14 protein-coding genes and 1 CRISPR repeat array (1 of these 15 running past the window's edge) are annotated in these 13,466 nt (G+C 71.2%); of the genes, 6 read left to right on the forward strand and 8 right to left on the reverse strand.

What is annotated here, in order from left to right:
- Nucleotides 1-24: 24 nt before the first annotated feature.
- The 4 genes from HZZ00_RS18620 to HZZ00_RS38515 all read right to left on the reverse strand — a co-directional run bounded on the left by HZZ00_RS18620 (nucleotide 25) and on the right by HZZ00_RS38515 (nucleotide 3,036).
- Nucleotides 25-975 (reverse strand): hypothetical protein, encoded by a 951-nt coding sequence (locus HZZ00_RS18620; protein ID WP_180333249.1) that lies wholly within the window; start codon nucleotides 973-975, stop codon nucleotides 25-27.
- On the reverse strand, nucleotides 972-1,898 hold the full coding sequence (locus HZZ00_RS18625; RefSeq protein ID WP_180333250.1) for a hypothetical protein: 927 nt from the start codon (nucleotides 1,896-1,898) through the stop codon (nucleotides 972-974). Before HZZ00_RS18625 ends, HZZ00_RS18620 begins: the two co-directional genes overlap by 4 nt.
- Nucleotides 1,835-2,443, reverse strand: coding sequence for a hypothetical protein (locus tag HZZ00_RS18630; protein ID WP_257585885.1), 609 nt, complete (start codon nucleotides 2,441-2,443; stop codon nucleotides 1,835-1,837). The genes HZZ00_RS18625 and HZZ00_RS18630 overlap by 64 nt, the downstream gene beginning before the upstream one ends.
- Nucleotides 2,444-2,541: 98 nt before the next feature.
- The gene (locus HZZ00_RS38515) at nucleotides 2,542-3,036 is read right to left on the reverse strand and encodes a hypothetical protein (RefSeq protein ID WP_257585886.1); all 495 of its coding nucleotides are present in this window, start codon (nucleotides 3,034-3,036) and stop codon (nucleotides 2,542-2,544) included.
- On the opposite strand from HZZ00_RS38515, the gene HZZ00_RS38520 reads away from it, so the two are divergent.
- Together HZZ00_RS38520 and HZZ00_RS18645 are read left to right on the forward strand one after the other, a co-directional pair.
- Nucleotides 2,947-4,035: a serine hydrolase gene (locus HZZ00_RS38520; RefSeq protein ID WP_257585887.1), complete on the forward strand. Its 1,089-nt coding sequence runs from the start codon at nucleotides 2,947-2,949 to the stop codon at nucleotides 4,033-4,035. The genes HZZ00_RS38515 and HZZ00_RS38520 overlap by 90 nt on opposite strands.
- Nucleotides 4,036-4,081: 46 nt before the next feature.
- Nucleotides 4,082-4,627 carry a hypothetical protein gene (locus tag HZZ00_RS18645; protein ID WP_257585888.1) on the forward strand — a complete coding sequence of 182 codons (546 nt, stop codon included), beginning with the start codon at nucleotides 4,082-4,084 and terminating at the stop codon, nucleotides 4,625-4,627.
- Nucleotides 4,628-4,652: 25 nt separating this feature from the next.
- Here the strand turns inward: HZZ00_RS18645 and HZZ00_RS18650 are convergent.
- The 4 genes from HZZ00_RS18650 to HZZ00_RS18665 form a co-directional block, all read right to left on the reverse strand.
- Nucleotides 4,653-5,467 (reverse strand): IS5 family transposase gene (locus HZZ00_RS18650; RefSeq protein WP_374028536.1). Its coding sequence is split into 2 segments (ribosomal slippage): nucleotides 4,653-5,138 and nucleotides 5,141-5,467, totalling 813 coding nucleotides; the frame shifts between segments, so codons are not numbered across the junction.
- 519 nt (nucleotides 5,468-5,986) lie between these two features.
- A complete protein-coding gene (locus HZZ00_RS39090) occupies nucleotides 5,987-8,050 on the reverse strand; it encodes a tetratricopeptide repeat protein (protein ID WP_265537349.1) in 2,064 nt (687 codons plus the stop codon).
- A 182-nt stretch (nucleotides 8,051-8,232) separates the two neighbouring features.
- Nucleotides 8,233-8,706: a hypothetical protein gene (locus HZZ00_RS18660; RefSeq protein ID WP_180333253.1), complete on the reverse strand. Its 474-nt coding sequence runs from the start codon at nucleotides 8,704-8,706 to the stop codon at nucleotides 8,233-8,235.
- Nucleotides 8,707-8,833: 127 nt separating this feature from the next.
- Nucleotides 8,834-8,998, reverse strand: coding sequence for a hypothetical protein (locus HZZ00_RS18665; RefSeq protein WP_180333254.1), 165 nt, complete (start codon nucleotides 8,996-8,998; stop codon nucleotides 8,834-8,836).
- 155 nt (nucleotides 8,999-9,153) lie between these two features.
- Between HZZ00_RS18665 and HZZ00_RS18670 the strand changes: the two genes are divergently transcribed.
- The 4 genes from HZZ00_RS18670 (at nucleotide 9,154) to HZZ00_RS38530 (ending at nucleotide 11,941) form a co-directional block, all read left to right on the forward strand.
- A complete protein-coding gene (locus HZZ00_RS18670) occupies nucleotides 9,154-10,761 on the forward strand; it encodes a hypothetical protein (protein ID WP_180333255.1) in 1,608 nt (535 codons plus the stop codon).
- A 237-nt stretch (nucleotides 10,762-10,998) separates the two neighbouring features.
- The gene (locus tag HZZ00_RS18675; protein ID WP_180333256.1) at nucleotides 10,999-11,262 is read left to right on the forward strand and encodes a NucA/NucB deoxyribonuclease domain-containing protein; all 264 of its coding nucleotides are present in this window, start codon (nucleotides 10,999-11,001) and stop codon (nucleotides 11,260-11,262) included.
- Between the two features lie 86 nt (nucleotides 11,263-11,348).
- The gene (locus HZZ00_RS18680) at nucleotides 11,349-11,786 is read left to right on the forward strand and encodes a hypothetical protein (RefSeq protein WP_257585889.1); all 438 of its coding nucleotides are present in this window, start codon (nucleotides 11,349-11,351) and stop codon (nucleotides 11,784-11,786) included.
- 32 nt (nucleotides 11,787-11,818) lie between these two features.
- Entirely contained in the window at nucleotides 11,819-11,941 is a 123-nt protein-coding gene (locus HZZ00_RS38530) for a hypothetical protein (RefSeq protein WP_257585890.1), read from the forward strand.
- Nucleotides 11,942-13,029: 1,088 nt separating this feature from the next.
- Nucleotides 13,030-13,466: direct repeats of the CRISPR family, unit length 29 nt; unit sequence CTGCTCCCCGCGCCCGCGGGGATGGCCCC (it continues 323 nt past the right edge of the window).

The following is a 13,466-nucleotide window of genomic DNA, read 5'->3' on the forward strand; positions in this document are numbered from 1 at the left end:
CGGGTGCGGAAGGTCGGGTGTGCGTCACCAGGGGAAGAGATCGCGGATGCGCTGGGCGGCGCGGGTCAGGGCCTCCCCGATGTCCGGGAAGAGGTCCACACCGGCCTCGGCATGGACCGACAGGCAGATGTCGACGTCCAGGTCCAGCGGATGGCCGGTGACCCTGGCCGCGGCGGCGTCCACCCGCACCCGGCCTTGGTACGTGGCCCGTCCGATCCCGAAGCCGGAGCTTCCGCCGGTGGACTCGGAGCGGCCGGCCAGGTCGGCGGTGGCGGTGCGCGCCGCGCGCTGGAGGGCCGAGGGCGACAGCAGTACCTCGAACGCGGGAGCCCGCGGGAACAGCACGGCCGGGTCGGGAGCCCGGGCCGGGGGCCGGTCGGCGGTGTTCGCGGCGCCCACCACCATGCCCGAGCCGGTGGCGAGGGCGAAGTCGCCGAAGGAGAGCCCCGCCAGGTCGATCCGGGGCAGCGCGGCCCCGGCCAGCAGAGCCGGCGCGGCCTGGAGCGCTTTGGGTACCACGATGCGCCGGTAGACCGCCCGGTCGTTGGGATCGGGGACGTTCCGCAGGTCCACCTCGACGCCCAGCGGGGTGAAGACGAGCATCCCGGACCGGGCGGCGAGCGTGCAGACCATCTTCACCGACCGGGTGGCCCGCTTGATGCCGGGGCCGCTGACGGTCAGTTCGGGCACCAGCACAGTGAACGCTCCTGCCACCCTGCGGGGCGGGACGCCGCGCGGACCGATCGCCGCCCGCCACTCCTCGCCGGTGGGCTCGTGCAGGGAGAACACCGGCGGTTTCCCGAGGGACCAGTCGAGCGGGACGGCCCGGTCGCCCGCGGGCACCTCAAGCGTGCCGGTCAGCAGACTGCCGCGCAGGCCAGGGCGGGAAGCCAGGCTGGCGAGAAGGCCGTTGAGGGCGTCCTGGCCGAGGGCCACCACAAGATCGCATCCGGTCACGTCGTCATGCCCCGTCACATGTTCTGGGTGGCCTCGACGAGCGCGCAGCCTTCGTCGGTGTCACTGGCGAAGAGTGTCACGGCGCCTTTCCAGGAAAGGTCCACACCGGCGGAGAGCCGGGTCGGGTCCTGGGCCTCGACACTCAGGCCCTTGAGCCCCCGGAAATATGCTTCGAGCGTGACATCGGCCACCCACAGCAGCGATTCCTTGGCATCGACGACGGCCTCCTGCCTCTTCGCCTCCTGCTGCGCCGCCGCGCCGACGAGCGTTGTCATGAGCGCGGGGCTGACCAGGCAGAAGACCTCCTTGCCCGGCGGCCAGCCGATGGCGGGGACGGAGGAAACCCCCGGCTGCGACGAGGCACCGACGACCAGATACCTGTCGGTGACGTCCACGAGAACGGGCGTGAGGCCCACCTGCTGGCCGAAGAGGTCCTGGGCGGGGAGCCTGAGCCCCTTCAGCAGGCCACTGCCCAGTTTGAGCAGCCTGGGCACGAGGATCTGCCGGAGGACTGCCCGGTCGTTGCCGTCGGCCGGGGGAGTCTCCATCCACACCCCCAGCAGCTCCACCTGTACGGCACCGTCGGCGACCAGTAGCCGGGCGGGCACCGCCACGCTGCTGCTCAGCTCACTGGGCGTGCCACCATTCGAGGCAAGGCTGAACCACAGCTGCGGCATCACGAGTTGGACCACACCGGAGGGGGGCAGCGCGCCGACGCCCTTCTGCTTCCAGGTCTTCTTCCAGCGCGCGGCGTCGGGAGCGCCCAGGGAAATCCTCGGCGCCTCCCGGAGGTCCCAGCTGACGGAGTACCGGACATCGGAAACGATTTCCGTGTGGTCGCCCTTCAGCAGCCCCCGGTGACCGGTGTGCAGCTGCTTCAGCCCAGCGTCCAGGGACCCGGAGGAGACTCCGACGGCGAGATCGAATGCGGGGGCGGCCATATCTGGATCTTGGCAGACGAATGTGCTGTCATCTGCCCCCTCCCACTCTTTTCACCCGGACGTGGAGGCACGGCCCGCCCAGGCACCGCATCCCACTGACTGCCCTTCGGATTGAAGGGGTTGATGGGGGTGGGGTGCCGTCGGCGTGAGCGCGGCCGCAGATGCGGTCGCCCGTCCGGCCGGGCCGTCCGCGGGGACGGTCCCGAGGCCGGCGGCGCCGGCTGGGTGACCTCTGGCATCTCCTCCGGGTAGACGGGGTCCGTGTCGGCGGCCGCCCCCGCGGATGCGTACTGCACCCGGGTGGGTCGCTTGGACTCGGACGCGAGCCGCGCCGCGAGGCGCTGCACGAAGTGCTCGGTGCTGTGACGCGTGACCTGCGCGCGGATCGCCTCCGCCTGGCGGGCCAGCAGTTCCATCGCGTCCTCCGTTCCCGCCCCTTCCAGAGACTGGTCCGGCCCCTCCGGGCCGTCCCCGGCCTCGTCGGCGCGGTGGTCGGCCTTCTCGTGGACAGCCCTGGTCTGTTGGTTCAGGAGGTATTCCGGCATCAGCAGGCCCCCTTTGCAGGTGCGGCTACAGGCTGCAACCGATCCCAATTCGGCCTGTCCCGTCGCACTCCATCGATCCGAGTGACGGGGCGTTGGGTTCACCCCGCCGGTCCCGCCAGGGCCTTGACGGCGGGCCGGAGCAACGCGGCGATGTGATCCGCCGGGGCCTCACGAAGCGCTGCCAGGCCGAGGAGCTGGTGGCCGATGGTCACGCCCAACAACGCAGTGACAACCAGTGCGGCACGCAGTTCGGAATCCTCGGCGGCGGGCAGGGCGGCACCGACGCTGTCGATCTGCCGGCCGAGAGCGGCACGGACGTGATCGGCTGCCGCCTGGTCGGTGAGCATCGACCGCATCATCGCCAGTGTGCCCTCGGGAAGACCACCGAGCTTGAGGCCGAGCGAGGCCAGCAACTGATCGACGAGCTCGTCGCCATCAGTGGCCGTCAGCGGCGCGGCCCGCGCCTGCTGAGCGAGCCCTACGCCGACTTCGGGGCCGACGACGTGCTGCGCGCCCTGGGCCGCGCGCGCCTGCGGTCCGCCCCCGGCACCCGCGTGCGCTACTCCAACTTCGCGGTGGGCGTGCTCGGCCACGCCCTCACCGCCGCCGGCCTCCCCTACTCCGAGCTGCTCACAGACCGCGTGCTCGCGCCCCTCGCACTGCGCGACACCGACTGCGCCCCCGCCGCGCCCCGGGGCGGCACGCAGGTCACCGGCTACGGACGCAGGCGCTCCCAGCCTCCGCTGCGCACCCCCGGCCTGCCCGCGGCGGGCGCCCTCCGCTCCAGCGCCCACGACCTGCTCACTGTGACCGAGCGCCTTCTCGACCCCGCCTCCGCCGAGACCCCCGCCGCCCTGCGTGCCGCCCTGCACGAGGTTCTGCCCCCCCGGCTCCGCCTGCCGCGCGGCAGCGGTCTGTCACTGATCTGGAATATCCGGCCCCGCGGCGACGGCTCCCGCCTCCACCACCACTCGGGCGGGACCTTCGGCTGTACCGCCTTCGCCGGCTTCAACCCCCACCACGGCACCGCGCTGGTGGCCCGGCGAACACCACACCCGGCTACCGAAGCAGCACCCCCTTCCTCCAGGCCGCCTACACGGCGCTGCTCGCCCTGCACCAACCAGCCGTGCCTCGACGCCCCGCATAAAACGACTGGACCGGGTCTCCTTTGGAGCAGCTCCAGGAGTACAGCGTCCGGCGCGGTGGTGTGGCGGTGCCTGGGACGCGAGCAAACGCTGACGGCCGCCCTCGACAACCCCGGCGGTGACGCCATCTATCGCGCCCGGGGCCCGCGCCGGAGCGGAGGGACAAGCGCAGCACCGCGCCGGCGGGCGGGAGGCGCAGCGCCCCGTCTGCACGCGGTGCGGGCGCACGTTCACCGGCGACCGCTGAGAGGAGATCACCGCGCACCGGACCGCCGTACGAGCCGGGGACAAGTGCCCCGAGCCGGAGACGGACCTCGAGGCACTGGCCCGGGTCGCGGACGCCCGCGACCGGGCCGCCGACATCATCGACACCGCGCGCGAGACGGCCGCCGGTCTCCAGTCGGAGGCTGGCGAGCAGGTAGCCCGCGCCGTCGCCGGCACCCATGAGCAGGTCGCCGCGCTGCTGACCGAAGCGCAGACCCGGGCCGCGGCCATGACCGCCGACGCCGGCCAAGAGGCCACCGCTCAGCGCACCGCGGCTCAGGTCGACCTGGAGACGGCGCCCGGTGAGGCCGACCGGCCCCTGACGGAAGCCCGCGAGCGTGCCGAGACCATCGTGGCGGAGGCCCGCGCGCAGGTCACCGACCTGACCGAGCTGGCTGCCACCGGCCGCACGGCCACGGCCGCGGCGGTTGCCGAGCTGCGGCGCCTGGCCGAAGCCGACCTCGCCGAGATTGGTGCCTTGGTCGAGCAGCGCCGCCTCGAGGTCGGCGCGATCCTCGTCCGCGCCCAGGAGCAGGCCGACGAACTGGTGGCCGCGGCGCAGCGGGAGGTCGAGCAGGCCCGCGAGCGGTTCGCTCAGCTCGCCACGGCGGCGGTTACCCAGTACGACGGCCGGCGCGCGGAGGCGGAGGCGCTGTACGCGGACGCCGTTGCGGCCGCCGACGAGCGGCGTCGCGAGGCCGAGCAGCATGTTGCTGCCGCGCACGCTGAGGCGGAGTGGGCCCGTACCGAGCTGTGCGAGCAGCGCGCAAACTGAGCGAGCAGTTCGACGCTAAGAACTCCTATCGCAATGACTTCAGGCGTCTCCAGCAGATGAGTGCGCATGCCAGGGTGAGGAAGCCTTCGTGGATGTCGTCGCGGATCTCCCAGCGGATCCGCAGGCGGCGGAACCAGTGCAGGTGGGCGAAGGCGCGTTCCACGACCCAGCGTTGGGTGCCCAGGCCGGAGCCGTGTTCGGTGCCGCGGCGGGCGATCAATGGCTGCACGCCGAGGTCGCGGACCAGGCGCCGGTACTTGTCGTGGTCGTAGCCGCGGTCGCCCAGCACCCCCTTGGGGCGGCGCCGGGGCCGGCCGCGCTTGCCGCGCACGGGCGGCACGGCCTGGAGGAGCGGGATCAGCTGGGTGACGTCATTGCGGTTGCCGCCGGTCAGCGTGGCGGCCAGCGGGATACCGGTGGCGTCGGTGATCAGGTGGTGTTTGCTGCCCGTCCTGCCCCGGTCGACGGGACTTCGTCCTGTCTTGGCTCCCCCTTTAGCGCCCGGATGTGGGAGCCGTCGACGGCCGCCCGGGAGAAGTCCAGGGCGTTCGCGCCGCGCAGCCTGGCGAGGAGGACTTCGTGCAGCCGGGGCCACACGCCGGCCTCGGTCCACTCGGCCAGGCGTCGCCAGCAGGTCATGCCCGAGCCGAAGCCCAGTTCCTGCGGGAGGTGTTCCCAGGCGATCCCGGTGTGCAGCACGAACAGGATGCCCTGGAACACCAGCCGGTCCGGATGCCGCTTGCGACCCGGATGCCGGACCCGACGCTCGACCCTGGGCAGCAGCGGCTCGACCACCGCCCACAACTCGTCGTCGACTTCCCACGGCTTCGGCCGAGCCACCCCACACCCCGGATCACCAGTTCCGGACTGATCCAACCATCTCAAAGATCATTTCGTTAGGAGTTCTAAGGCCGCCACCTGGCGCAAGGCCCTCGCCGACGAACTCGCCGGGCTCAAGGGATGCGTGCGACAAGCAGCGTGAGCGGCTGCGGGAGGAGGCCAAGACGGTTGCCGCGCAGCTGCGGGATGCCGCCCAGAAGGAGGCCGACCGTATCACTGCGGAGGCGGAGCGCAAGGCCAAGGGCATCACCGACCGCGCGCAGGCCGACGAGGCGCGCGCCCGCCGGCTGCTCGATGAGGCCCGCGAGGCGAAGAAGGCGAACTCCCGCTGGCGCGGCTGGCACCAGAAGCTCAGCCGCAAGGCGTGGAAGACGGCGCCGTGGATCGTGCTCGCCGCCGGCGTCGGGCTCGCCGCCGCCGGCGAGTCCTGTCGGCTGGCTTGCGGCCCAGCAGATATGAGCAACCGACGCTCCTGCGAGAAGACACCTCCCGGGTGGGGCCATGGCTCCGCGCTGCGCCTCAATCGGCCGGATGAGAACCAGCGGCATCTCCCGCCTTGCCCCGCCAGTGGGCGAGGTTGCTTTGGGTGGTGAGGGTGTGGGGGTGGTCGGGGCCCAGTACCCGCTGCAGGTCTGGGAGCAGTTCGGCGAGGGCCGTGGCGGCGCCGGCCGCATCACCCGCTTTCCCTCGCCACTGGGCGACGTTGTGGCGGGTGGTGAGGGTGCTGGGGTGGTCGGGGCCCAAGATCAGTTCTTCGTCGGCGAGCAGTTCGGCGTGGGCCGTGGCGGCGCCGGCCGGATCTCCCGCCTTGCCCCGCCAGTGGGCGAGGTTGCTCCGGGTGGCGAGGGTGTTGGGGTGGTCGGGGCCGAGAATGCGCAGGGAGTCTGTGAGCAGTTCGGCGAATTCCGCGGCGACACCCGCGGCATTCGCACCCGCTTGCCCCCGCCAGTGGGCATGGCTGTGGCGGGTGGCGAGGATGTTGAGGTCGTCGGGGCCCAGGACCCGTTCGCGGTCGGCGAGCAATTCGGCATAGGCCGTGGCGGCACCGGCCGGGTCCCCCGCTTGCCCCCGCCAGTGGGCATGGCTGTGGCGGATGGCGAGGGTGTTGGGGTGGTCGGGGCCTAGGATCCGCAGGGAGCTGGCGAGCAGCTCGGTGAGGTCCCCGGCGACCCCAGCCGCATTCGCACCCGCTTCCCCTCGCCAGCGGGCATGGCTGTGGCAGGCGGCGAGGGTGTCGGGGTGGTCGGGACCCAGTCGGGTGCGGGCGGCAGTGGTCAGATGCTGGAAGTGGCGGAGTGCGGCTACCGCCTGGCCGGTCTTGCCGAGGCTTTCCCCGGCGCGAAAAACAACCGGGTGCACGCGATCGTGCTGGTACAGGGCGTCTTCGGAGTGCCGTGTGAGGGCGTTGGTGTTGGCGCGTAGGGCTTGGGAGAGGGCGGTGTCGCGTTCGATGTCGGGCCAGGCGCTGCTGAGGGCGTCGGCGGCGGTGCGGGCGAGTTGGTCGCGTTGCTGCTGGATGAGGGCGTCGCGGACTGCGCGCTGGATGATCTGGTGGACGCGGACGGCCTGGTGATGGCTTGTCGTGTTGTGGTTGATGAGGCTGAAGCGGTGCAGTGTGCGCAGCGCCCGCACGGCGTCCCGGGAAGTGACCGTCGTGGCCGGTTCCGCGGTACCGGTGCGGTGTTCGGTGAGGTAGGTCAGGGCGGGACTGCTGGTGAGGACGGTGTCGGGGATGCCGTTGGGGTCGAGGTAGGCGGTGAGTTGCAGCATGGGGCGGGCCAGGCCGTGTGGGGGCGTCTGGTCGGCGCGTTTGAGGGAGAGGTCCCAGACGGCGGCCGCGGTGGCGGTCTGGTCGTCGAGGAGCCCGGAGGCGTCGGGGAGCAGCTCGTTCAGGGCCAGTGCGTGGTCGGCGAGCAGGGTGCGGTAGGCGGCGCAGTGGAGGTCTTCGTTGATGAGGTAGGCGGCGGCCTGGGACAGGGCCAGGGGGAGGTGGCCGAGGTCGGCGGCGAGGGCGGCGAGCTCGTGGCCGGGTTCGGTGCGACCGCGGGAGGCCAGTGTGGCGGTCAGGTAGGCGAGGGCTTCGTCTTCGCTGAACAGACCCACGGGCACCAGGCGCTGGTTGCTGCCGGCGAGAGCGGCTTCCCGGCGGCGGGTGGTGACCAGGGTGCGGCCGTACGGGCTGGCAGGCGGCCACAGGTTGCGCAGGTCTGCGGGGTCGGCGAGGTCGTCCAGCACGACGAGCCAACGACGCGGGTCACCATCGGGTTTGGGCTGCAGCCAGGCCACGAACGCCGCTGCGGCCCGCTCTGGGTCGGCGGGGTCGGCGCCGAGGAGATCGGCGGCGGCCTGGGCGTAGGCGGAGACGACCGCGGTGCGGGTGGCCGCGGTGACCCACACCAGCAGGTCAACCTCGCCTTTGTCCCATGCCTGGCGGGCGTGGTGGGCGGCGAGCTGTGTCTTGCCGACCCCGCCCATCCCGGCCAGGACCTGGCCCAGCACGACCGTGCCGCCCTCGGCCACGGCCTGCTCCAGCTGCGCGGCGGCCGCACGGTCCTGGAAGCAGTCAGCCTGCCGTGGCAGCACCCCGACCTGGTGCCGGCCGCGAACCAGTGGCCGCGGCGCGGCGTAGTGGGTGATCTGCCCGCCGGGGGCTATGTAGCCGACCGCGACGCCACCGTCGCGGGCATACGCGACCAGACCACTTTCCGGTGCCGGCTCCCCGAGCGGGGGCCGGGTGTCGGGTGGGCTTGTGGTGGCCGGTCCGTTCAGCCCTGAGACGGATCCGGCTTCCGAGGGTGGCCGATACGCGCCCCTCCATGAATCACACCGGCCGCGATCGACCCGTTGCCGGCGCGGATCTCGGCGTTGCCGGTTACCGCCAGACCACCTGGCCCGGCGACCGCGCCACCCGGGGTGTGCTGGGCGAGCAGGAGGCGCAGCTGCTCGGCGGCGTCCTCACGCTCATCCGCAGCGAGGCCTTCCAGGACCGCTTCGATACGCGTCTGCCAGGAGGCCTCCTGCCGGATCCGGACCCGCTCAGCCTCAGCAGAATCAGCGGCCGCTAGGACGAGTGCGGTCTGGTCCAGGCGCTCGAGCTCCGCCTGCTCACGCTGTGCATCGCCCCGGCCGAACCAGCCGGCCACCGCGCCCCGCACTCCGGCCCAGGCGTCCGTGCCTGCCGCTGTCACCACCGCGGTGCCGCCGGAAGCGGCCAGCGCGGTCAGGACCTGATCGAGCACCCCACACCCTCCCCCGTCTCCTGTGAACCACGAGGACGGTAGCGCGAACGAGCGGCGTACCGCACACGGCGCCAGCAAGAACGGCCACGCGAAGCCGTCACCACGGGGACGGATGTCGGCCTGGCGGTTACTGGTCGGTGGGCTGGTCTTCGTCGGTGTGGTCCTGGTGGTGGCTGGTGGTCTGTTTGGTGCAGAGTTTCTTGACGGCCGTTCCTCCGAGGGCGAGGACGAGGCCTGCGGTGATGTTGCTCAGGCAGTCGCTCAGGAAGTTGCACAGGGCCGCCAGGGTCATGGCCTTCTCCAGCCTTCTCTGGGTGAGTGGTTGAGTCCTGAGCGTGAACAGTGATCTGATTGACCGTTGGCTCACTGGGCGAAAGGCCAGGTGAGTGGTGCGCGCGCTGGACAACAGCCTGGTCAGAGCCGGACAACCTCGGGGGGGAGAGAGCCGTGGGGCGGGAACGCAAGTTCAAGGGAACGGACGCGGAGATCGCCCTGGCCCGCTTTTTGTGCGAGATCACCGACGGCGTCGGCCTCGACACCGTGGACAAGGTCGCCAAGCGCTTCCCTCAGGGCGGAAGCCGCTCGAAGTGGGCGGAGTACCTCAACGGGGCGAAGGTGATCCCCAAACCGCTGCTGCGTGACGTACTCGAAGAGGTCCGCCGCACCCGGCCGGACGGATGGAACGGGCGCCTCCTCGTCGAGGCCACCAAGTTGTGGAAAGCCGCCACCGAAGGCACCGCACCTCCGCAGGACAGTGCCGGCAGCGAGCTGGTCAGCCTCTACCGCCGGCTCACCGAGACTACGCAGGCCCTGAACAAAGCCCAGGCGGTCGCGGCCAACAGCGACCGCGTCATCCCCCTGCTGCTCCAGTTCGCCGGGCGGCAGGAGATGAAGGTCGCCGAACTCACCCACCAGGTCGAGCACCTGCGGGAGCGGGAACGTGCGCAGGCTGCGCACCGGCTGGAGCAGGCGCAGTTCCGGCTCGCACGCATCCAGGCCGAACTCGAACAGGCACGAAGCCACCGCTTCTCCGCCGAGCAGGCCCAGGCGGCCCTGATGCGCGAGCAGCAGGAAGCACTCAAGGAAATCGAACGGCTCCAGCACGCCGCTGCCGACCCGGGACCGGCGGAACCGGCGTCCCTGCCGGAACGCGCGCCCGAACCACGGATGTCGGACGAGGAGTTCGACCGCGGGATGGACGAGCAGCTCGACCTCATCGGCACCGACCGCGAACAACGCAGGACGATGCTCTCCGAGGTACTGGAACAGGCCGGCATGGAGCCCGACCCACCGTCAGACGGCCCCCGCACCATTCCCGGAACCGTCCTGACCGACCACACCCCCCAGCACGGCCCTGCCGCCCGGCAGGCATCCCCGGCCCCGTCCGAGACTGTCCAGGGATTGTCCAGGACAACCTCAGACAACCCCGCTACCAGCGACGACACCCCCGCCCAGACTCCAGTCGGGTTACCCAGGCAGAAGGCCGCGCAGCAGAAGCAGGCCTCTAAGCCACTGGACAATGTCCCGACCAGCGCGGACAAGGAGGACATCAACGTCGGGGCAAGCGACGAGCATGTCACGGTCGCTTCAAGGCCTCGCGCGGTGACACGGAACAAGACGACCGGCGGGCTGTACAGGTTAGTGCCCCGCTGGGTTCACGCAGCCGTCACCAGTATTTTTTCGCTGCCCGAGATCGAGTCCGACCACAGGTTCGATCTGAGTGGAAAGCACCACCCGGAGCAACAAATGCGGCCGTCCGGCGACGGCGTCGACAGCCCGCTTAGTTGGACGCGGCTCGCATTGCCTGGTCCCAGCACCGTCTACAACTCGGATCTGAAGCAGTCCGACCCGCAGAAGTGCAGCCATCCGATCAACGGCTTCCTCAATTCGCCGAACGCTTTCCTCCGTTGGCACCTCCTGACCCCTGGCCTGCTTGGCTTCAGCAACAGCTCCTGTCCGTTCAGCGTCAAGAGTGACGTTGTGTCGTCCTGCGCGGCGGGCCACAACGAGGTGCGGACAGTGGGATTGCGCTCAACAGCCGTGCCAGAGGCTTAGCCGGATGAACGGCGTTGAGCAGCTGCTCAACAGCGGGGTCACGGCCGACCTCGCCGTCCGTCCGGCTGCAGCTGCCACCCCTACTAGGAGAGCATCCCCTCGGTGCTGGCTGCGCGCCCCACGCTGCGGCAACTGACCCGCGCCCGGAGAGTCCTTCGGGCCGCGTGCCCGACGCCTGGGCCCACCGGGAGCGCGGCGGGAAGGCCCCGCCCCCAACGCGGCAAGCCGCTGCACTGGATGATCAACAAGAAGCAGGAGGACGCGAACCGGAAGGCCGTGTGCCCGAGCAGCGCACCTGTGGACATGAAGCGCGCCGGCCGCACCTTCTGCGACGAGTACCCCTTCGCCTCCTCCCATGAGGGCGGCACCCACCTTCCCGCCAAGCAACGGGAGATCACCTGGGTGAAGGTCCAGGAGAACAAGTCCCAGGGCGGACGCATCACCGCCTGGCGCGGCCAGATGCACGTCATGGACGGCGACCCCTTCTACGTGATCGCCTAACCGCGCCTAGACTCACGCCGGCCCAGGTGCCCCGCCCCCGACATGGCTCGGGGGCGGGGCACCCTCTCCGTTGAAGGAGGATCCCCATGCTGATCCGCGAAGCGACCTTCACCGTCGACCTCGGCGAACACGGCTACCTCATCGGCTTCGACGACGACTACGACTTCCCGACCGAGATGCCGTTCGGATGGCGCTGCGGCCCGGCCACGGACGCCACCGCCGTCGTCCTGCCCACCACAGACACCGGCCCCCTGCGCATGACCGTCCAGATCCACGACAGCCCACCCGCATCCGAACCCGGTGACGCCTGGGAGCCGGCCGAGGAGATGAGCCTGCTCGCCGACACCCCCACGCTCTACCTCGCCACCATCGGGCAGGGCGACTTCTGGGACGCCTGGCCCGAAGACCAACCCCCCTCGAGGCACCAGCGACCGCCGACAACGGCGGCTGGATCCGCATGCGCCTCCACTGCCACGCCGACGTCCCCGAACCGGGCACCGGCGACCACGCGGAAAGGCACCTGATCCAGCTCTGGCCCGCCCCCCAGACACCTCCAGTGCACCCCGACATCAGCGAAGCGGACCGGCAGGCACGAGCCGAGTACGCCGCGGACATGACCAAGCCCGTGGAGGACTACACCGCCGAATACCCCACCGCCTACGGCGACGAGACCGGCTGACGTCCGCAACCCGATCACGGGCCAGGCACGCGAAATCAGAGCGAAGGGGCCTGACGGTGCAGCAGCCCCCGTGCCCGCACACTTGGCGCCGGCCCTCAGACCCCGCACAGCCTCCGCGCCGCCCAGGCCCAACTGCTCGACGCCTTCCCCGGAGTCCGTCGCAACGTGGAGAAACTACGGACCCGTGGCGTACTCGGCGCCCACGCGGCGGCGCCCCCGGCTTCGCGGCGGACCCTCGGCACCGGCGCACGTGCCGCCGAGGCCCGCCCCCGCCGACTGACGCGGGGGGCGGGCAAACGTGCGGTACGAGCACGTCGCCCCTGCTCGCCAGGCGGGCGCTCATTACCGTGGCCGTGCCGTGTGGTGCCGCTGGGCCGGTGGGCGATTGCGGGCCTGGCGCTCGCGGTGCCGCATCCACGCCAGCAGCACGTCTCGCCTGTGTTCGGATTCCTCGGGCACGAGAGTCTGGGCCAGCGCGAGAAGACCAGCCACTGCGACACCGACGATCACGGTGACGGCCACGACCCACCAGGGGGCAGCCGCCATCGTCAGCGCAGAAACAGATGCCCCAGCACCGATCGCTCTTTTTGCGCGACGTCCCCAGCCCGCTCGGACACGGGGCTGCGGCTGGGCAGATGCTGTTGCAGGCATGACACTTCCTTGTTGTGGGCGCGACGGAGCCGCGCGTGGATGGGATGGCTGAACCTTGGCCCGCAGGGCTGTTAGCCCCGCAAGTCCCCGATCGCCCGGGGCGCCTCCCGGACACGGGCTGGGAGTGCACAGTTCTCCGTCGTGGCGAGATGTCGCGAATCTTCGGTAGTGCACCAGCAGGCCGCGACGCCCGAAGTGATGCCCTCATCCCGTTCCCGGACAGGGCGCCGACGCTGATGCCGCGATCGAGCCGGTACGCGACATGACGGCGCTGCGGCCGTAGGCGTGGCCGGACAGGTCTTGTACGAGACGGTGAGGACTACGATGCTCGCTTGCTGCCCCGCTAGGGGAGAGGAGCCGGTATGGCGCTTTTGTCGGAATCTGCAAAAGTCCACGGAAATGTGTCCGTCGAGCGATAAAGACGCAGGTCAGGAAGTCTGCTCCCCGCGCCCGCGGGGATGGCCCCGCCTCGGCCGCCGGGTCCGGGGTGTTGCATCACTGCTCCCCGCGCCCGCGGGGATGGCCCCTCGGCCCGCTCCCCGAGCTCCCCGACATGGGCCTGCTCCCCGCGCCCGCGGGGATGGCCCCGCCGACGCGATCAGGTTGAGGTGGGGCAGCTCCTGCTCCCCGCGCCCGCGGGGATGGCCCCAGCAGCGGTGTACGGCTCGGTGTCACGTCGGTCCTGCTCCCCGCGCCCGCGGGGATGGCCCCACCTCAGACGGCGGGTTCTCCGGCCTGTGCTCCTGCTCCCCGCGCCCGCGGGGATGGCCCCAGCGGCGACGGGTCGACCATGAACCCGGCGACCTGCTCCCCGCCCGCGGGGATGGCCCCGCCGTAGAGGCTGGGCATACATGCCTGAGAATCTGCTCCCCGC

The sequence above is a fragment of the Streptomyces sp. NEAU-sy36 genome (genome assembly GCF_013423905.1).
GTDB lineage: Bacteria > Actinomycetota > Actinomycetes > Streptomycetales > Streptomycetaceae > Streptomyces > Streptomyces misionensis.